This window comes from Metabacillus indicus (assembly GCF_046603695.1).
GTDB classification, from domain to species: Bacteria; Bacillota; Bacilli; order Bacillales; family Bacillaceae; genus Bacillus_P; species Bacillus_P indicus.
On sequence record NZ_CP176757.1, the window covers coordinates 2,719,768 to 2,737,490 of the forward strand.

Here is a 17,723-nt window from a genome sequence, read left to right on the forward strand (position 1 = left end):
GACCCTGCTCCATGTATTTCCAAATTAGCGGCGGCTTAAAATATGATGGCCGTTTTGAAGGAACTGGCTGCGGGAGTTTCTCATTCTTTCAATCCGCTCTTCTGCCAGACGGTCAGCAGCCATATAAGTAGGAATGCCGTCACGCTTTGCAATTTCAAATACACGCTCAATGTTCTGGTAGATGCCTTCTACTTTTTTCATGGCTCTTTCACTGTTATAGCCAAGAAGTTCGTCGGCTACATTGATAACTCCGCCGGCATTAATGACGTAGTCCGGTGCATAAGCGATTCCCATTTCATGAATCGTATCGCCGTGGCGTGTTTCCTTCAGCTGATTGTTTGCAGCACCTGCAATGACTTTTGCTTTTATTTGAGGAATCGTATCGTCGTTAATTGTCGCTCCAAGTGCACATGGTGCATAAATGTCGCAGTCAACAGAGTAAATCTCATCCGGATCGACAGCTTTTGCTCCAAATGCTTCCACCGCTCTTTGAACCGCTTCTTTATGAATGTCTGTTACGATCAGCTGCGCACCTTCTTCATGAAGATGTCTGCAAAGGTTAAAGGCAACATTTCCGACACCTTGTACAGCTACCGTTTTCCCTTCAAGTGAATCTGTTCCAAAGGCTGCTTTAGCTGCTGCTTTCATTCCGCGGTATACACCGAATGCAGTGACAGGAGACGGGTTGCCTGAAGAGCCGAATGCAGGAGAAATACCTGTTACATAATCTGTTTCCTCATGAATCAGGTCCATATCTTCTACTGTAGTCCCTACATCTTCCGCTGTGATATAACGGCCGTTCAGCCCTTGAATATAGCGGCCGAATGCGCGGAACATTTCTTCATTCTTATCTTTTCTAGGGTCTCCGATGATGACCGTTTTGCCGCCTCCGAGGTTAAGTCCCGCTGCAGCATTTTTGTAAGTCATGCCACGTGCAAGACGAAGGGCATCTTCAATGGCATCTGCTTCAGAAGCATATGTCCACATGCGCGTTCCGCCAAGAGCCGGTCCAAGCGTTGTATCGTGAATAGCAATGATCGCTTTTAGTCCTGATTGTTTATCCTGGCAGAAAACCAATTGTTCATAGTCGTATTGTTCCATATATTTGAAAATTTCCATCTGTAAATCCTCCTAGTGGTATCATTTTTGCTTTTTCTGTTTTCAGCTTGTGCAAATGGCAAGTGCCAGTGAATAAAGCTTGCTTTCAGCTGAATCTGCACGGCTTGTCAGTACAATTGGCGCTTTAGCTCCTGCAATAACAGCTCCAACCTTTGCCCTTGCGAAATAAATAAGTGATTTATATAAAACATTGCCAACTTCAATGGTTGGTACCAACAAAATATCTGCCTGTCCCGCAGCCCCGCTCTTTATGCCCTTATGCTCCGCAGCTTCCATGGAAACGGCGTTATCAAGAGCCAGCGGCCCGTCTACAAGACAATGTTTGATTTGCCCGCGGGCATTCATTTGCGTTAGTGCAGCAGCATCAAGTGTGGCCTGCATAGCCGGGTTAATGACTTCAACCGCTGCAAGCGGTGCAACTTTCGGCATCTTAATGCCGATTTTCCTTGCGACCGTAACGGAGTTTTCAAGAATCTGCTTTTTTTGCTGAAGATCCGGCGCAACGTTCATGGCAGCATCTGTCACAATGGTGTACCGGTCGTAGCCTGGCACATCAAAAACGGCCACGTGTGAAAGGATGTTTCCCGTTCGAAGACCAAACTCCTTGTTCAGTACAGCTTTTAAAATCACAGCAGTCGGAACATTCCCTTTCATAAGGACATCCGCTTCATTTTGAAAAACGGCTTTTACAGCTGCTTCTGAAGCCTGTACGGCTGATCTTGCGTTATGGATTGTGACTCTTCTGGAATCAATTTGTTTTTCAAGAAGCATCTTTTCAATGACTTCTTTGTTGCCAAACAGCATAAAATCAGCCAGTTCCCGTTCTAGAGCAAGCTTAACAGCTTCAAGAACTTCCACGTCTTCTGCCGCTGCAACAGCAACCGTCTTATTTTCCAGCTGTGCTGCTTTTTCCAGCAGGTCGTCTAATGTCATGTATCGTTCAACCCTTTCTTGATGTAATCACAGCACCCGATTATTTATAATGCAAGAAGCGTGCCAAATAAGAAAACGTGAAACCGCTTCATCTGCTATTTATTTAACGTGCAAAATATTGCATATCACGCAATATTTTGCATGCATTATTTTTCAATTCCGTATTTCTCCATCTTATAATACAGGTTTCTTAATGAAACACCTAATGAAGATGCGGTTTTTGTCCGGTTATAGCCGTGTTTTATCAGTGCGTTCTGTATCAGGTTTTTTTCGACTTCTTCCACAGCTTCGGCAAGCGTAATATTCCCGGTATCTTCTATAAGGACATTTCCGGTATATCTTTCTTTTTCAGAACTCTGAATGAGTTCAGGCAGATGGCGGGCTGTGATTTTCAGTTCATGATAATGCATAAAGATCATCGCCCTTCCAATAACATTTTCAAGCTCTCTCACATTACCCGGCCAACTGTATCCCATCAGTGCCGCTGCTGCTGATTCATCAATTCCTTCAATGCTCCGTCCATAATCCTGATTCAGCTTTCTGATCAGATGTTCAGCAAGCATGGGAATGTCACTTTTCCTGTTCCGCAGCGGAGGAATGGATATTGGGTACCTGTTTAATCTGTAATACAGATCCTCCCTGAACGTGCCGTCAGACAAGGCTTTTTCGATATTGATGTTCGTTGCGGCAATTACCCTTACATTGATGGAAATGGATTTCGCCGACCCTACTCTGACAATTTCTTTTTCCTGAAGAACGCGCAGCAGCTTGGCCTGTACACTGGCTGACAGTTCACCAATTTCATCAAGGAAGATGCTTCCGTTATTCGCCTCTTCAAAAAACCCACGCTTGCCTCCGCGTTTCGCGCCTGAAAACGCTCCTTCTTCGTAGCCGAACAATTCACTTTCAAGCAGGGTTTCTGAAATGGCTGCACAGTTTACTTTAATAAACTTGTTGTATTTTCTGTCGCTAGCATTATGTATAGCGTGTGCAAATAACTCTTTTCCCGTCCCCGATTCTCCTCTCAGGAGCACGGTCGCAGGTGTTTTCGCCCCAAGCTTTGCCTGTTCGATCGCGAGCTTTATTTCTTCACTTTCACCAACGATGTCTTCAAAGGAATATTTCGCTTCGAGGGTTCTGATAATCTGCCTTGCCCGGTTTAATTCTGTTGTCAGCGTTTGGATCTCAGACATATCGTGAATAACGCCCACGCTTCCCTTTAATTTGCCGTCGACGATAATCGGGGCTACATTGACGATGACGTCTTTTTTAGAAGGGCCGACTTTCATTCTCGCTCCGCGGACAGGCCTTCTTGTCTCAAGCACTTTCATATGCATGCTTTCACCCTCTGAGATGTCCGCTGTAGCAGGCATTCCGAGGACCTCGCCCTCAGTCAGGCCGGTCATGCGGGAGTAGGCAGGATTAATCATGATGCCTCTCCCTTCTTCGTCCACCACAGAAATCGCTTCATCCGATGACTGAATAATCGCCTGAAGCATAGTCTGAATTTCTTTTAGGTTCGTCATCTCTTCAGCAAGATTCACAATTTCCGTTATATCTTTAAAAAGCGAAAGCGCCCCAATAAGAATGCCCGAGTGGTCAAAAATCGGAATTCGGGTTGTAATGATTTTCAGGCCGTTCTCAAGAACCTGCTCCTGGTTCATTTCAACTTCTTTCGTCTGGAGGATTCTCGGCAGTTTGCTTGATGGCATGACTTCCCTGACAAGCCTGCCGATGACATTCTCCTTTTTTAAGCCTGTCATTTCTTCGGCCATTTTATTAAAAAGAATGAGCCTCTCCTTGTCGTCGATGACAATCATGCCGTCATTCGTTGCGTCAAAAATGGTTTCATGCTTATATGTAATTTCTTGAAGAGCTGTAATCAGATCTTCTTTCTGATTAATCAGATTTGTTATGATATGAGCCACGCTGCCCGGTATGATGACTGTGCTCCTGCTTCTTTGCTGAAGCAGTTCTTCAAACACTTCAGAACTCCCCGTTGCTTCTATGACAATGTTGATCTGATCAGACAGAAGCGGCTTCCAGTCTGAGCTGGTCAGAATTCCGATTTTTTTGGCATATTCGATACCCGGTGCATTTGAATCAATATCAACAACAGCCATAATTTCCATCGCTTTGATCTCAAGCAGCATTTTAAGGAGTGCAGTCCCGCCTTTGCCCGCACCAACAAGCAGCACTTTTTGCATGAATCTATCCCCTTGTTTTTTATAAAATCGGAAAATACTCCGTAAAAAAAGCCTTTCCCATTCCCTCATTAGTGTACTCGAACAGCTCCTTTTATGCAAAAAATTGCACGATCTCATCATCTGCTTTTGCTCACTTGACAAAAAGGCCCATTCACTTGACAATTTAGAAAGAACAGGGAAAGGACAAGGGGAAATATGAGGATAGTTGCTCTGATTATAATGGTCATACCTGGCGTTTTGGCAGGCTATGGCATCAAGCTTATGCGCGATATGCTGTTTGGCATTCTCCAGCCGCCATTTCCGGCATTATGGATGCAGTTCATAGGAGGACTGCTTTTGTTTATAGGGGGATTAAGCTTTGTCGCAGGATTCATCTTCCGCAGAGACTCAAAGAGGAAAAAGGTTCAAAAGCGATTCCAGAGGTAGTAAAGCAAAAGCGCCAAGTCAGCCCGGGCGCTTCGTCAATCAGCCATTTTTTAGTGATTTTCTAATTCGCACAGCCATTTCAGGATAATCTGTGAAAAATCCTGCACAGCCGGCTTTCATTAGGTCCTTCATCATTTGTTCGTCGTTGACCGTATAAGGCCTGACCATGACCCCGTGCGCCTGACTTTCTGCAATCATTGATTGATCAGCCGATAAATAGTAAGGGTGCACGGAAGCAGCAGGGATGGTTTTTGCATACTCCCAAGACTGATACAGCCTTTCATGAATCAGAGCCCCGCGCTCAATATGAGGTGAAATGTGATAACATGCTACTAAGCTGTCGTGGTTAAACGAAGAGAGGATAACTCGGCTCTCTAAGGTATATTTTCCAATGATGCTGATTACTTTTTCTTCGATTTGCCCGTAATGGATCCGGTCATTTTTCAATTCAATATTCAGCTTAACATTCAGCGGTCTAATCCACTCTGCCACTTGTTCAAGAGATGGCACGGATGCTTTTCCGCTCCACTCAGGAAACAAAAAGCACGCATCAAGCTGCTGAAGCTCTGCATACGTCAAATCTTTAACATAGCCGGTGCCGTTTGTGGTTCGGTCAACTGTTTCATCATGGATGACAACGGGAATGCCGTCTTTAGAAAGATGCACATCCAGTTCAATTCCGTCAGCACCAAGGTCAATTGCCGCCTGAAAAGACGGCATCGTATTTTCAGGATGCGTGCCGGCTGCACCCCGGTGGCCAAATATAATCGTCATTGCTTTTTCACCCGCTTAAAAAGAATAAAGGAGGATTTCCCATGAGACCACTGCCAATTTCAGCTGATACGGCTGTAAAATTGAGCGAAGCACTGAATGTACCGGTTGAACAGCTGATGCATATGCCCCAGCACATTCTGCTTGCAAAGCTTGCTGAACTTGAGAAAAAAGAGAATTGATCTTTAACTGAAAAGAACCCCCTTTCAATCGAAAGCGGGTTCTTTTTCTATTTAATGTCTATCCCTCTCAGGAAGCCTTATGCTCAAGTCTGAGTTTATCCGCAACCATTGCAATAAATTCTGAATTTGTCGGTTTTGCTTTTGACATGCTCACTGTATAGCCGAAAAGAGATGAGATGGACTCGATATTTCCGCGGCTCCAGGCCACTTCAATCGCATGGCGGATCGCACGCTCGACACGGCTTGCTGTTGTGTTGTATTTTTTTGCGATGTCAGGATAGAGAACTTTTGTAATCGAACCGAGAAGTTCAATATCGTTATATACCATAGAAATGGCTTCCCTTAAGTACAGGTACCCTTTAATATGAGCGGGTACACCGATTTCATGAATGATGCTGGTAATGTTCGCATCAAGGTTCTTGCCTTTGTTTTCAGGCTGGGATCTGAGTGAGGAACTGGATCTGGAAAGAATAGGAGCCGATTTTCCGCTGACCTGGCGAATGTGGCTGACAAGGTTTTCCATGTCGAACGGTTTTAAGATGAAGTAAGACGCACCAAGGTCGACAGCTTTTTTCGTGACATCTTCCTGTCCGAACGCTGTCAGCATAATGACATTCGGCTGTTTGGATTTTTCCATCTCCCTGACCTTTTCAAGGACAGCAAGACCGTCAAGATGCGGCATAATAATATCCAGTACCAATACATCAGGATCTTTGTCCTTCAGCATGTTCAGGCATTCCTGACCGTTATAGGCAATTCCAAGCACTTCCATGTCATCCTGGCTTGATATAAATTCATCTAAAAGGCCGACCAACTCACGATTATCATCAACGACACATACTTTTATCTTCTTCACTAAAGTTCCTCCTCAGTCTTCATTTCTCCGCCTTAACCCGTTAGCATCTCTATTGTTTATTCTAAATGAGAATTTCGACAATGCAACTTAAATTCCTCTAATTATTTTAAAAAATACCAAAAAAATGAAATATCTAAGTTTTTCTCCAGTTTCCTCACATTTTCGACGATTACCGCAACCAATCACTTCCAAAGTTAAACAGTTTTGTCGAATAATCTTCTTTTCTCTATTCTACCGAAAAAACAGGAATAAAGAAAGACATAAAAAAGAGCTGTCAAGAATCACCTCTCAACAGCTGCCCTTTTAGCTTGCTTTCTTTGCACCTTGCGTATAGATATCAATTCCCGCTTCACTCAGCATCCACTCGATATGAACACCATACCCTGAAGTCGGATCGTTAACAAACACATGTGTAACGGCGCCAATCACTTTGCCATTTTGAATAATCGGACTTCCGCTCATCCCCTGAACAATCCCGCCTGATTTCTCAAGCAGTTTTGGATCTGTAATTTTTATGACCATCCCTTTAATTGCAGGGAACTTTTGAGGAGTAGAACTGACGACCTGTACATCAAACTCCTCTACTCTGTCACCGTCTACAACCGTCAGTATATGCGCAGGACCTTCCTTTACCTCGTTTGAAAGGGCGATTGGCATAGGCTTATCATAAAGACCATTTGTCATGTCTCCGTTCAGTCTGCCAAAAATACCGAATGGACTGTTGCGTGTAATGTCCCCGATAATCTGTCTGTCGCTTGAAAATCTGGCAAGCTTTTCTCCAGGATTCCCGTTGCTTCCCTTTTCAATGGATGTGACAGTCGATCTGACAACCTGTCCGTCCTGTACGACGATTGGTTTTTTTGTATCCATATCTGAAATAACGTGGCCTAAAGCGCCGTATTTCTTCGATTTAGGATCATAAAAGGTCATCGTCCCGATTCCCGCTGCTGAATCTCTGATATAGAGTCCGATCCGGTATGCGCCTTCATTTTCATCTTTTACCGGAACAAGCTTTGTCTTAAGCTCTTTGTTATCCCTTGAGATCACTAAATCAAGAGGCTTGCCGGTCTTTCCTGAACCCTGAATAAACGGCGTCACATCACTCATGCTTTCAACTGTGGTGCCGTTAATTTTCGTAATGATATCACCGACTTGCACTCCGGCTATTTCTCCGGGGGATTTTTTTCCTCCGGATGTTTTAATTTGATGATGTCCGACAACAAGGACGCCAAGTGAATTAAGTTTAACGCCTATTGACTGGCCGCCCGGAATAACCCGGAAATCTTCAAGGACTTTAACGTCCACTTTTTTTATCGGAATTCCGGCAAGGTCAAATACGATTTCTCCTACTCCGCTTTGCCTGCCTTCAATTTGAAGGGATTCACTCCCTGTTTTAATGGAAAATACCTGCTCTGAATCCGCCGCGGCTGCATCAGCCTGCAGGGATGTCTGCATTGATAATTGCTGATTTTCGAATACAGTTAAAGAATTTGGCAATAGAACGTATTCTTTAACAGGTTTTACAAATCCTAAACTCATTAAAGAAACAAGGAGAATACAACCAATTATTTTTCTTATTTTATCTGAGCCCAACTATACACACTCTCCTCGCTCCTACCACACCAATACATCGGCTACATTCATTAATTTTGCCTTTTGGAGGAGCATTTATAACTGATATAAAAAGAAAATGTTGATGTTTTGGCGTATAATGCCACAGGACGGCACATGAGGTGTTTTTTGCAGACAAAAAAAATACTGCCGGCGAAGGCAGTATTTAGAAGCTCTTTGCAGCTTCTGCAAGAGCAAGCAATTCTTTGGCATGCTGTTTCGTCAAATCCGTTACTTCAACTCCGGCAATCATCCGGCCGACTTCTTTTATCTTTTCTTCCTCGAGAAGAGGCTTAACACTTGTTTTCGTGCGTCCTTTAACCGTTTCTTTGGAGATGAAAAGATGCGTGTCTGCCATTGCAGCTACCTGAGGCAGGTGAGTGATGCAGAGCACCTGGGACCCGACAGAGACCTTATAGATCTTCTCTGCGATGGCCTGGGCCACTCTCCCGCTCACTCCAGTATCAACCTCATCAAAGATGATCGACGTCACACCCTGATGCTTGGAGAAGATGCTTTTCATCGCAAGCATGATTCTTGAAAGCTCTCCCCCGGATGCAATTTTGGAAAGCGGTTTAAGGGGTTCACCCGGATTTGTAGATAGGTAAAATTCCGTTTCATCTACTCCGTTTTCGGTGAATTTTGCAGGAACACTGTCTATTTGGACACTGTCTGGATGTCCCTTGCGGACGCCGAACACAACTTCAAACTTTGTTTTTTCCATATAGAGTTCTTTAAGCTCCTGCTGGATGTTTTTTATCAGCTCAGCAGCACTTTTTCTTCGCACAGCCGTCAGGTTTGAAGCTTCAATCACCAGATCCTTCGTAACCGAATCAAGTTCGTTTTTCAGTTTATAAAGGTGGCTGTCGCGGTTTTGAATGGTATCAATCTCTTCTTCAATTCCTGCTGCATATTCAAGGATTTCCTCTACACTCTGACCGTACTTTCTCTTCAGATGCGTGATCTCCGCAAGTCTTGCTTCAATTTCATTTAGCCGCTCCGGGTCAAACTCAAGCCTGTCAAGTTCACTGCGGATCTGAAACGACAGATCTTCAAGCATGTAGTAGCAGTTGGAGACGGTTTCTGACATTTCTTTCAATGAGTCATTAATCGAAGACACTTCTTCAAGGTGACTCATGGAATGGCCGATATAGTCGAGTCCCCTCTGTTCGCCGTGAAGGGAATTATAGCTGTTCTGCAGGGATTCATAGACCTTTTCAAAGTTGGAGATTTCATTTTTTTCTTCCATGAGCTGTTCGTCTTCTTTTAATTTCAAATCAGCTTTTTCAATTTCTTCGAGCTGAAACTGAATAAGATCAAGCCTGTGGGCCATTTCCTGTTCGTTTTCAGAAAGCTGTTTGATTTTCTTTTGCAGCGAAGCATATGTAGTGTAAATCTCTCTGTATGACGAAAGGGCATGGTTTATTTTTGACGAACCGTACTGATCGAGCAGCTTCCAGTGATTTTCTTCATTCATCAGCTCCTGATTATCATGCTGGCCGTGAATATCAATCATGAGCTGGCCGATTTCCCTGAGAATTCCGATGGTCACAAGCTTTCCGTTCACACGGCAAATACTCTTGCCTGCTGCTGAAATGTCGCGTCTCAGGACAATCATCCCGTCACTTGTATCAATTCCAAACTCCTGGCATCTTTCAAGGACCGGATGAGCGTCATCATCCAGCAAAAAAAGACCTTCCAGTTCAGCCCTTTTTTCTCCGTAGCGGACAAATTCAGATGACCCTCTTCCTCCTACCAGCAAATGAACGGCATCTATAATAATGGATTTTCCAGCTCCTGTTTCTCCGGTAAGGACCGTAAGCCCTTTTTCAAAAGAGACAGTCAGTGCTTCGATTATGGCAAAGTTCTTTATGGAAAGTTCTGCTAACACAGGGCCGAATCCCCCTTCCATTTCATTCTTTAAAGCATATCCAGGAATCGCTTGGAGATGGTTTCGGTATCATCTGGTGTTCTGCAGATAATTAAGATCGTATCATCTCCGCAGATTGTCCCTAATATTTCATTCCAATCCAGGTTGTCGATAAGTGCTCCTATGGCATTTGCATTGCCGGGAAGTGTTTTCATAATAATGTTATGGCCTGCTGAATCAATTTTTACAAAGGCATCCATTAGCGCCCGTTTCAGCTTCTGAAGCGGGTTAAAGCGCTGATCTGCAGGGAGGCTGTATTTATACCGCCCATCAAGCATTGGGACCTTTACAAGGTGCAGCTCTTTAATGTCTCTTGAGACTGTAGCCTGAGTAACATTAAAGGCAGCTTCCTTAAGCATGTCCACCAGTTCATCCTGCGTTTCCACTTCATTATGTGTGATCAGCTCGCGGATTTTAATGTGTCGTTGACCTTTATTCATTGGGCACCCCTTGTTAACTGTATGATTATACTGAATATGTTATATGAAATCGCTAAAAATGTACATGTTTTTGTCAGCCTGCATGTTCAGGCGGTTCATTGATTTACTGGTAGTATACTCAGAAATGCAAGAAGCATTTGCATTTCTGCCGGCAGAACAAACAGGAATAACGGCAGCAGCGTTATTCCTGTTCCTGTTTCTTAGTTTTCAGTTCACTGTGTGCTTGTTCGACTACTGCATCAATGCTCTCAGGCAGCAGGTTTTCACCAGGCTGGCCGATGGCATTCTTCAGATGCAGCAGAAATTCAATGTTTCCGTCTCCGCCTGTGATGGGGGAGTAGGAAAGATTGACACAGTCATAGCCCTCTTTCAGAGCAAATTGGGTAATATCTTCAAGCACCAGTCTGTGTGTTTTCGGTTCTCTGACGATACCCTTTTTGCCTACAAGCTCTTTGCCTGCTTCAAACTGAGGTTTGACGAGCGCGATGCAGTCTCCTCCTGCGACTAATATTTTCTTAAGTGCAGGAAGGATCAGCCTCAAAGAAATAAACGACACATCAATGGATGCAACTTCAGGGAGCCCCGCTGTAAAATCAGCAGGCACTGAATAACGGAAATTCGTCCGTTCCATCACCGTCACCCGTTCATCCTGCCGGAGCTTCCAGGCAAGCTGGTTATACCCGACATCAAGCGCATAGGAGCTTTTTGCCCCGTTTTGGAGGGCACAGTCTGTAAAACCGCCTGTTGATGATCCGATATCCAAAAGAATTTTACCTTCTACCGTTAAGTCAAATTCTTTCAGTGCTTTTTCAAGCTTTAAGCCTCCGCGGCTGACATACGGCATGACATTTCCTTTTACAGTAAGCGTTAGAGAGGTGTCGACCTTTTCACCCGGTTTTTCCACTCTCTCTTCATTTGCATACACAAGCCCTGCCATAATAGCCCGCTTCGCTTTTTCTCTTGTTTCAATTAACCCTCTTTCAACAAGGAGGATATCAATTCTTTCTTTTTTTGAACTCATTCATTAAACCCTTTTCTCTTTCTCTTTTGAAATGCTGATAATCCGGTCTTCTGCATGCGCAGCTGTCATCCCGATCTCATCAAGCAGCTTGCCCACACTTCCGTGTTCGATAAATCGATCCGGTATTCCCATTCTGTCAATCACAGCATCTGAATAGCCGTTTTCCTGGGCAAATTCCAGAACGGCACTGCCGAATCCTCCTTGAAGGACAGCTTCTTCTATTGTCAGAACAGGAAGCTTTTCTTCAAAAATCTCTGCCAGCATGCTCTCATCAAGAGGCTTGATGAACCTTGCATTGACCACTCTTACAGACAGGTCTTTTTTAGCCAGGCTTTCAGCAGCTTCAAGCGCCATTTCAATGGTCGTTCCAAATGTAAGGATCACAGCGTCAGTTCCAGGTCTGATCACTTCCCATGTACCTATAGGAATTTCCTTAAGCTCGGCATCCATCTTGACTCCGATGCCGTTTCCGCGCGGATATCTCAGGGCTATCGGACCGTCATTGTATTTGATGGCCGTATTAACCATGTGCTGGCCTTCATTCTCATCTTTCGGCATCATCAGCACAATGTTCGGCAAGTGTCTCAGGAAGGCAATATCAAAAACACCCTGATGCGTCTCACCGTCTGCACCAACTAGGCCTGAGCGGTCGATTCCGATAAAAACGTTCAAATTCTGCCGGCAAATATCATGCACGACCTGATCGTACGCTCTTTGCAGGAACGTTGAGTAAATGGCAAGAAACGGCTTCATATCCTGGGCTGCAAGTCCTGCGGCCATTGTCGTTGCATGCTGTTCAGCGATACCCACATCAAACATGCGGTCCGGAAATTCCGCTGCGAACTTCTCAAGCTTAGAGCCGACAGGCATGGCAGGAGTAACGGCAACAATCCGTTTGTCTTCACGCGCAAGTTTACGCACTGTCTCACTGACTAAAGCGCTCCATGCCGGACCGGCTGCCTCCCCTTTCACAAAATCGCCCGTTTCAATTTTATACGGCCCTGTTCCGTGCCATGTACCGATCTTATCGGTTTCAGCAGGCTGGTAGCCCTTCCCTTTTTTTGTAATGACGTGCAGCAGCACCGGACCTTTCGTCTTCTTCGCATACTGCAGATTTTCAAAAAGGTCATCATAGTTGTGTCCGTCTACAGGACCTAGGTAAGTAATACCGAGCTCCTCGAAAAAGATGCCTGATACAAGCATATATTTTAGACTGTCTTTCACGCGTTCTGCAGTCGAAGCAAGCTTGCCGCCTACAGCAGGGATTTTTTTCAGGATATATTCGAGTTCATCTTTCACCCATTGATATTTTCCTGCTGTCCGGAGCTTTCCAAGAACGTTGTGCAGAGCACCGACGTTTGGTGCGATGGACATTTCGTTGTCATTTAAGATGATGATCATGTCCTTTTGCTCATGACCGATATGATTAAGGGCCTCAAGTGCCATTCCGCCTGTCAGCGCCCCGTCTCCGATAATCGGCACAATGTGATCTTTCGTGCCTTTTAAGTCTCTTGCAATGGCCATTCCCATAGCAGCAGAAAGAGAAGTCGAGCTGTGGCCGGTTTCCCAGACGTCATGTTCGCTTTCATTACGTTTCGGGAATCCGCACAATCCCTGGTACTGCCTGATTGTATCGAATTCGCACGCGCGGCCTGTCAGGATTTTATGTACATAAGACTGATGGCCTACGTCCCACAGAAATTTATCATTCGGACTGTCGAAGATTTTATGAAGGGCGATTGTCAATTCAACCACACCTAAATTCGGTCCGATGTGCCCTCCTGTTACAGAAAGCTTTTCAATCAGAAATTTGCGGATTTCCGCACCCAGCTGTTCTAATTCAGGGTTTGAAAGCTTCTTAAGGAAGGACGGGTCTTTAATGGATAATAGATCCAAATGGATCACTCGCTTTCAGTTCATTTTCAAGGTCTTTTGCTAAAAAAGAGCCGCTAACACAGCAAGTGATAACGGCGCCATTGTTTAATTATCGCTTTATTTGCAGTCTTTACCGCGCTGTCTGCTTAAGATATGTATAAAATATGGTGATAGTATACCATACCGTATGAAAAACCTCAATTTGACGGTGTTTTACAGAAAAAGGAGAGGCGCCTTGATCAGATTCGGCAGATTAGAATTCCGCAGAAAAGTCCGCTTTTGACTTTTTTGCCATGGGGCAGCTTAGTAATGTTATCGGTGTTTTTATGTTATTTATGATACCCTGCCCAACAAAAAAACGCGACCTGATGTCGCGTTTTTAATGATCTCTTGAAGCAATCAGATCGCAAAGCTCCTCTAAAAGAGACGAATCTATCTTCATTTCTAAAAGAATCCCTTTTGCTTGTGCAATATGGCCTGCAAGCTTTTCTTTTGCTCCCTCGAGAGTGAGAAGTGCAGGATAGGTTGTTTTTTGATTTCCTTCATCTGAACCGACAGGCTTGCCGATCTTGGCCTGTTGCCCTTCAATATCCAGAATATCATCCTGGATTTGAAAAGCGATTCCTACATGATAGGAAAACGTTCTGAGCATTTCTTTTTCATGTGCTTCTGCTTCAGCGAGGATTGCTCCTGCCATGATGGAAAAGCCAAGAAGCTTTGCTGTTTTATGCTCATGTATGTATTCTAGCTCGGTAAGGGAAAGAGTTTTCCCCTCACCCTGCATATCAGCAACCTGCCCTCCAACCATGCCTTCTGCACCCGATGCGCGCACAAGTTCACTGATTAAAGACAGACGCATTTCTGCAGAGATGTCCTGCTGGTCGGTTAGGATGCCGAAGCTGTGTGTTAGTAGACCGTCACCTGCAAGAATCGCCATTGCTTCGCCAAACACTTTATGGTTTGTCGGTTTGCCTCTCCGCAAGTCATCATTGTCCATCGCCGGAAGATCATCATGAATGAGAGAATAAGTATGGATCATTTCAACTGCGCATGCAGCAGGAATGCCTGTTTCTTCTTCTTTGCCGAACGCTCTGAGAACCGCCAGGACCAGCGCGGGACGCAGGCGCTTGCCTCCTGCTGTCAGGGAATAGGACATTGCCTCTTTAATAACAGCCGGAGCCTGAAGTCTGCTGATATACTCAGGCAGCCTTGCTTCAATCAATTCTTTTCTCGAAGAAAGAAACTGGCTGAGGTTCATCATTCTTCCTCCTGAAGGTCAAACGGCGCAAGCTCACCGTCTTCGCGGAGAATCAGGTCCATTTGCTTTTCAACCGATTGAAGCTTATCGTGGCAAAGTTTTGACAGCTTCATGCCGTCCTGAAAGTAGGCAATCGCTTTTTCAAGCGGAACATCGCCTTCTTCAAGCTTTTCCACAATTCCCTCAAGCTCTTCCATTGCCTGTTCAAACGTAACCTCTTTTTTTTCACTCATGTGACTTTCGCTCCTCCACTCCTGTAACTTGGCAGATGACTTGTCCGTCCTGCAGATGAATGTGCAGACCGTCGCCTTTTTTCACCTGTGTAATGCTTTTTACAAGGTTGTCATCCTGATAAGCAATACTGTAGCCCCGGTCCATGATTTTAAGGGGGCTGAGTGCATTAAGATTTGCTGCCATTGCCCCGAACGCAGACTGTTTTTGTTTCAGAAGCACAGACATATCCCGCGTCAATTTTTTGACAAGCTGCTGATGCCGTTCTTTTTCGCGGCTGATTTTTTCGTTCGGATGCACTCTAAGCAAGCGGCTGCTTAATGCTGCAAACCGCTCTTTTTTCATCTGGATGTTGCGGATGCTCTCTTTTTGCAGGGATTCAACGAGAACATCAAGCTGCTGCTCTTTTTGCTGATACAGCTGCTTAGGGTATTTAAAAGCATATGATTTCTGGTAATAGGCAAGCTGTTCTTTTTTCGCCGTAAGCTTCTCCTGCATGGCTCTCAAAAGCCTGGTCTTCTTGTTTGCCGTTCTCTCAAGAAGATCGGCAAAATGGGGAACAGCAAGTTCCGCAGCACCTGTTGGCGTTGGAGCGCGCAAATCTGCGACAAAGTCAGCTATTGTATAATCCGTTTCATGCCCGACAGCCGAGATAATCGGCACTTTCGAGCTGAATATTTCACGTGCCACAATTTCTTCGTTAAATGCCCAAAGTTCTTCAATTGAGCCTCCGCCCCTGCCTGCGATGATCACATCAAGTGTCCCCAGGCTGTTTGCCTGCCGGATGGCTTTCACAACAGAAGGGCCTGCGTTTATTCCCTGTACAAGTGCAGGGATAATGATCACCTTTGCAGATGGGTACCTGCGCTTGATTGTTGTTAAAATATCACGCACAGCAGCGCCCGTAGGGGATGTAATCACACCGATTTCAGAAGGATATTTCGGTACCTGCTGCTTGTGCCTTTCGTCAAAAAGCCCTTCCTTTTCAAGCTTCTTTTTCAGCTCTTCATAAGCAAGATACAGACTTCCAATTCCGTCAGGCTGCATTTCTTTTACATAGATCTGATAATTTCCGCTTGGTTCGTACACGGAGATTTCACAGCGCAGCAGCACCTTCATCCCGTTTTCCGGCATGAATTTTAAGGAAGCGTTCTGACCTGCGAACATAACAGCTGCAATACGCGCTCCCTCATCCTTCAATGTGAAATACATATGGCCGCGGCTGTGCATTTTAAAGTTGGAAAGCTCGCCTTTGACCCAAATATCCTTTAAATGCGGATCGGCATCAAACTTCCGCTTGATGTATTTTGTGAGGGCGGTTACCGTTACATGTTTGATTTCACTCATCCGCCTGAACTCCTTTATCTTACTTGGAAGGCTGTTTAACAGCAGATTTTTTGGCTGATTTTACAACGTTATGGGCTAGCATGGTGATGGTCATCGGACCGACGCCGCCTGGAACAGGAGTAATATGGCTTGCTTTGTTCATTGCATCCTCAAAGACAACATCTCCGCAAAGCTTTCCTGTGTCCAGTCTGTTGACTCCGACATCAATGACTGCTGCACCTTCTTTAAGATGGTCTCCTGTAATGAAGTTCGCTTTGCCGACAGCAGCAATCAGAATATCTGCCTGACGGGTCATTTCTTTTAAGTTTGGCGTTCTTGAATGGCAGTAAGTCACTGTCGCATGCTCATTAAGCAGCAGAATGCCGGCAGGTTTTCCGACAATGTTGCTTCTTCCGACAACAACCACGTGCTTCCCTGAAATTTCAATCCCGGCAGATTTAATCATTTCCACAATTCCTGCAGGGGTGCATGGAAGGAAGGTATCCTGTCCGACCATCATTTGTCCGACATTTAGAGGATGGAATCCGTCAACGTCCTTTTCAGGAGAAATTTTTTCAATGACTGCTTTTTCGCTGATGTGTTCAGGCAGAGGCAGCTGTACAAGAATGCCATGGCAGCTGTCGTCCTCATTATAGGTTTCAATCACATTAAGCAGTTCTTCTTCCGTCATCTTTTCTGAAAAATGTTCAAGTTTAAAAGCAACCCCGATTTCTTCGGACGCTTTCTGTTTCCCTTTAATATAGGAAAGAGATGCGGGGTTGTCACCGACAAGAATAATCGTTAATCCGGGAGTAATTCCCTGTTCTTTTAATCCTTTTACTTCCTCGGCAAGCTGTCTGCGTTTTTCCTGTGCCAATTCTTTTCCGCTGATGATTGAAGCTGTCATTGTTTTGTTCCTCCTCAGGTGGTGTTTGACAGAGTTATCTGTCGAGTGCTGATTTAATGTTTGAGAGGACTCCGTTGATAAATTTCGGCGACTGGTCATCCCCGAACGTTTTAGCGAGTTCGATGGCTTCGTCAAGGGTAACGTTAAGAGGAATTTCCTCCATAAACATCATTTCATAAACGGCTAAACGAAGAACAGAGCGGTCTACGTTTGCAAGCCGTTCAAGCTTCCAGTTTACGAGGTGAGGCTTAATTTGCTCATCAATCTCTTCTGTATGTTCCACAGTTCCCAAAACGAGAGCCGTCATGAATTCATCCATCTGTTCTCCGTCCAGGGCATGATTCATTGCTTCTTTTGGATCAATCTCGCTTACGTCTATCTGAAAGAGTGCCTGAAGTGCTTTTTCTCTTGCTAATCTTCGTTTCATTCTTACTTGCTCCTTTATGTACAAAAATGTCGAAATGTCATAGAACGATCATACCATATTTTACGGACAGAAGCACACTGCAGTTGTTGTTTTTCGGCCAAATAACGAATAAAAAACAGTCCTGCCTCTAAATTATTCGTACTTAGTGGAATCTTCGCTCAATTCAGTCTGGAATAAAGCATGTGTAAAATGGATGATTTTGT

General features: G+C 44.7%; 17 protein-coding genes. 2 read left to right on the plus strand and 15 right to left on the minus strand.

Annotation, left to right across the window (positions count from 1 at the left end; all coding sequences use genetic code 11):
* Positions 1–24: 24 nt before the first annotated feature.
* The 3 genes from bcd to ACK1LH_RS13955 form a co-directional block, all read right to left on the minus strand.
* Positions 25–1,119 carry a branched-chain amino acid dehydrogenase gene (bcd, locus tag ACK1LH_RS13945; protein ID WP_029279816.1) on the minus strand — a complete coding sequence of 365 codons (1,095 nt, stop codon included), beginning with the start codon at positions 1,117–1,119 and terminating at the stop codon, positions 25–27.
* 42 nt (positions 1,120–1,161) lie between these two features.
* Complete coding sequence (yqiS, locus tag ACK1LH_RS13950) at positions 1,162–2,052, minus strand: phosphate butyryltransferase (RefSeq protein ID WP_411333435.1); 891 nt, start codon at positions 2,050–2,052, stop codon at positions 1,162–1,164.
* A gap of 146 nt (positions 2,053–2,198) precedes the next feature.
* Positions 2,199–4,259 (minus strand): sigma 54-interacting transcriptional regulator, encoded by a 2,061-nt coding sequence (locus ACK1LH_RS13955; RefSeq protein ID WP_411333437.1) that lies wholly within the window; start codon positions 4,257–4,259, stop codon positions 2,199–2,201.
* A gap of 195 nt (positions 4,260–4,454) precedes the next feature.
* On the opposite strand from ACK1LH_RS13955, the gene ACK1LH_RS13960 reads away from it, so the two are divergent.
* Complete coding sequence (locus ACK1LH_RS13960; RefSeq protein WP_029279810.1) at positions 4,455–4,685, plus strand: DUF2627 domain-containing protein; 231 nt, start codon at positions 4,455–4,457, stop codon at positions 4,683–4,685.
* Between the two features lie 39 nt (positions 4,686–4,724).
* Here the strand turns inward: ACK1LH_RS13960 and ACK1LH_RS13965 are convergent, their stop codons facing one another.
* Entirely contained in the window at positions 4,725–5,459 is a 735-nt protein-coding gene (locus tag ACK1LH_RS13965) for a glycerophosphodiester phosphodiesterase (protein WP_035207067.1), read from the minus strand.
* A gap of 41 nt (positions 5,460–5,500) precedes the next feature.
* Between ACK1LH_RS13965 and ACK1LH_RS13970 the strand changes: the two genes are divergently transcribed.
* Complete coding sequence (locus ACK1LH_RS13970) at positions 5,501–5,638, plus strand: YycC family protein (RefSeq protein WP_081414161.1); 138 nt, start codon at positions 5,501–5,503, stop codon at positions 5,636–5,638.
* A gap of 67 nt (positions 5,639–5,705) precedes the next feature.
* Here the strand turns inward: ACK1LH_RS13970 and spo0A are convergent, their stop codons facing one another.
* The 11 genes from spo0A to nusB all read right to left on the minus strand — a co-directional run bounded on the left by spo0A (position 5,706) and on the right by nusB (position 17,520).
* On the minus strand, positions 5,706–6,494 hold the full coding sequence (gene spo0A / locus ACK1LH_RS13975; protein ID WP_029279806.1) for a sporulation transcription factor Spo0A: 789 nt from the start codon (positions 6,492–6,494) through the stop codon (positions 5,706–5,708).
* A 303-nt stretch (positions 6,495–6,797) separates the two neighbouring features.
* Positions 6,798–8,087 carry a SpoIVB peptidase gene (spoIVB, locus tag ACK1LH_RS13980; RefSeq protein ID WP_029279804.1) on the minus strand — a complete coding sequence of 430 codons (1,290 nt, stop codon included), beginning with the start codon at positions 8,085–8,087 and terminating at the stop codon, positions 6,798–6,800.
* Between the two features lie 184 nt (positions 8,088–8,271).
* Positions 8,272–9,996: a DNA repair protein RecN gene (recN, locus tag ACK1LH_RS13985; protein ID WP_029279802.1), complete on the minus strand. Its 1,725-nt coding sequence runs from the start codon at positions 9,994–9,996 to the stop codon at positions 8,272–8,274.
* A 29-nt stretch (positions 9,997–10,025) separates the two neighbouring features.
* Positions 10,026–10,475, minus strand: a complete 450-nt coding sequence (ahrC, locus tag ACK1LH_RS13990) for a transcriptional regulator AhrC/ArgR (protein ID WP_029279800.1) — start codon at positions 10,473–10,475, stop codon at positions 10,026–10,028.
* A 181-nt stretch (positions 10,476–10,656) separates the two neighbouring features.
* Positions 10,657–11,496, minus strand: a complete 840-nt coding sequence (locus ACK1LH_RS13995; protein ID WP_035207071.1) for a TlyA family RNA methyltransferase — start codon at positions 11,494–11,496, stop codon at positions 10,657–10,659.
* A 3-nt stretch (positions 11,497–11,499) separates the two neighbouring features.
* Positions 11,500–13,392 carry a 1-deoxy-D-xylulose-5-phosphate synthase gene (gene dxs, locus ACK1LH_RS14000; protein WP_035207074.1) on the minus strand — a complete coding sequence of 631 codons (1,893 nt, stop codon included), beginning with the start codon at positions 13,390–13,392 and terminating at the stop codon, positions 11,500–11,502.
* Between the two features lie 358 nt (positions 13,393–13,750).
* Complete coding sequence (locus tag ACK1LH_RS14005) at positions 13,751–14,632, minus strand: polyprenyl synthetase family protein (protein ID WP_029279794.1); 882 nt, start codon at positions 14,630–14,632, stop codon at positions 13,751–13,753.
* Positions 14,629–14,862, minus strand: a complete 234-nt coding sequence (locus ACK1LH_RS14010) for an exodeoxyribonuclease VII small subunit (protein WP_029279792.1) — start codon at positions 14,860–14,862, stop codon at positions 14,629–14,631. The genes ACK1LH_RS14005 and ACK1LH_RS14010 overlap by 4 nt, the downstream gene beginning before the upstream one ends.
* Positions 14,855–16,207 carry an exodeoxyribonuclease VII large subunit gene (gene xseA, locus ACK1LH_RS14015; protein WP_411333440.1) on the minus strand — a complete coding sequence of 451 codons (1,353 nt, stop codon included), beginning with the start codon at positions 16,205–16,207 and terminating at the stop codon, positions 14,855–14,857. The genes ACK1LH_RS14010 and xseA overlap by 8 nt, the downstream gene beginning before the upstream one ends.
* Positions 16,208–16,226: 19 nt before the next feature.
* Positions 16,227–17,093 (minus strand): bifunctional methylenetetrahydrofolate dehydrogenase/methenyltetrahydrofolate cyclohydrolase FolD, encoded by an 867-nt coding sequence (gene folD / locus ACK1LH_RS14020; protein WP_282032903.1) that lies wholly within the window; start codon positions 17,091–17,093, stop codon positions 16,227–16,229.
* Positions 17,094–17,127: 34 nt separating this feature from the next.
* Positions 17,128–17,520 carry a transcription antitermination factor NusB gene (nusB, locus tag ACK1LH_RS14025; RefSeq protein ID WP_029279787.1) on the minus strand — a complete coding sequence of 131 codons (393 nt, stop codon included), beginning with the start codon at positions 17,518–17,520 and terminating at the stop codon, positions 17,128–17,130.
* Between the last annotated feature and the right edge of the window lie 203 nt (positions 17,521–17,723).

Excerpts from the sequence above, each read along its gene's own strand:
- bcd (WP_029279816.1), bottom strand. The coding sequence starts at position 1,119 with ATGGAAATTTTCAAATATATGGAACAATACGACTATGAACAATTGGTT.
- yqiS (WP_411333435.1), bottom strand. The coding sequence starts at position 2,052 with ATGACATTAGACGACCTGCTGGAAAAAGCAGCACAGCTGGAAAATAAG.
- ACK1LH_RS13955 (WP_411333437.1), bottom strand. The coding sequence starts at position 4,259 with ATGCAAAAAGTGCTGCTTGTTGGTGCGGGCAAAGGCGGGACTGCACTC.
- ACK1LH_RS13960 (WP_029279810.1), top strand. The coding sequence starts at position 4,455 with ATGAGGATAGTTGCTCTGATTATAATGGTCATACCTGGCGTTTTGGCA.
- ACK1LH_RS13965 (WP_035207067.1), bottom strand. The coding sequence starts at position 5,459 with ATGACGATTATATTTGGCCACCGGGGTGCAGCCGGCACGCATCCTGAA.
- ACK1LH_RS13970 (WP_081414161.1), top strand. The coding sequence starts at position 5,501 with ATGAGACCACTGCCAATTTCAGCTGATACGGCTGTAAAATTGAGCGAA.
- ahrC (WP_029279800.1), bottom strand. The coding sequence starts at position 10,475 with ATGAATAAAGGTCAACGACACATTAAAATCCGCGAGCTGATCACACAT.
- ACK1LH_RS13995 (WP_035207071.1), bottom strand. The coding sequence starts at position 11,496 with ATGAGTTCAAAAAAAGAAAGAATTGATATCCTCCTTGTTGAAAGAGGG.
- ACK1LH_RS14005 (WP_029279794.1), bottom strand. The coding sequence starts at position 14,632 with ATGATGAACCTCAGCCAGTTTCTTTCTTCGAGAAAAGAATTGATTGAA.
- ACK1LH_RS14010 (WP_029279792.1), bottom strand. The coding sequence starts at position 14,862 with ATGAGTGAAAAAAAAGAGGTTACGTTTGAACAGGCAATGGAAGAGCTT.
- xseA (WP_411333440.1), bottom strand. The coding sequence starts at position 16,207 with ATGAGTGAAATCAAACATGTAACGGTAACCGCCCTCACAAAATACATC.
- folD (WP_282032903.1), bottom strand. The coding sequence starts at position 17,093 with ATGACAGCTTCAATCATCAGCGGAAAAGAATTGGCACAGGAAAAACGC.
- nusB (WP_029279787.1), bottom strand. The coding sequence starts at position 17,520 with ATGAAACGAAGATTAGCAAGAGAAAAAGCACTTCAGGCACTCTTTCAG.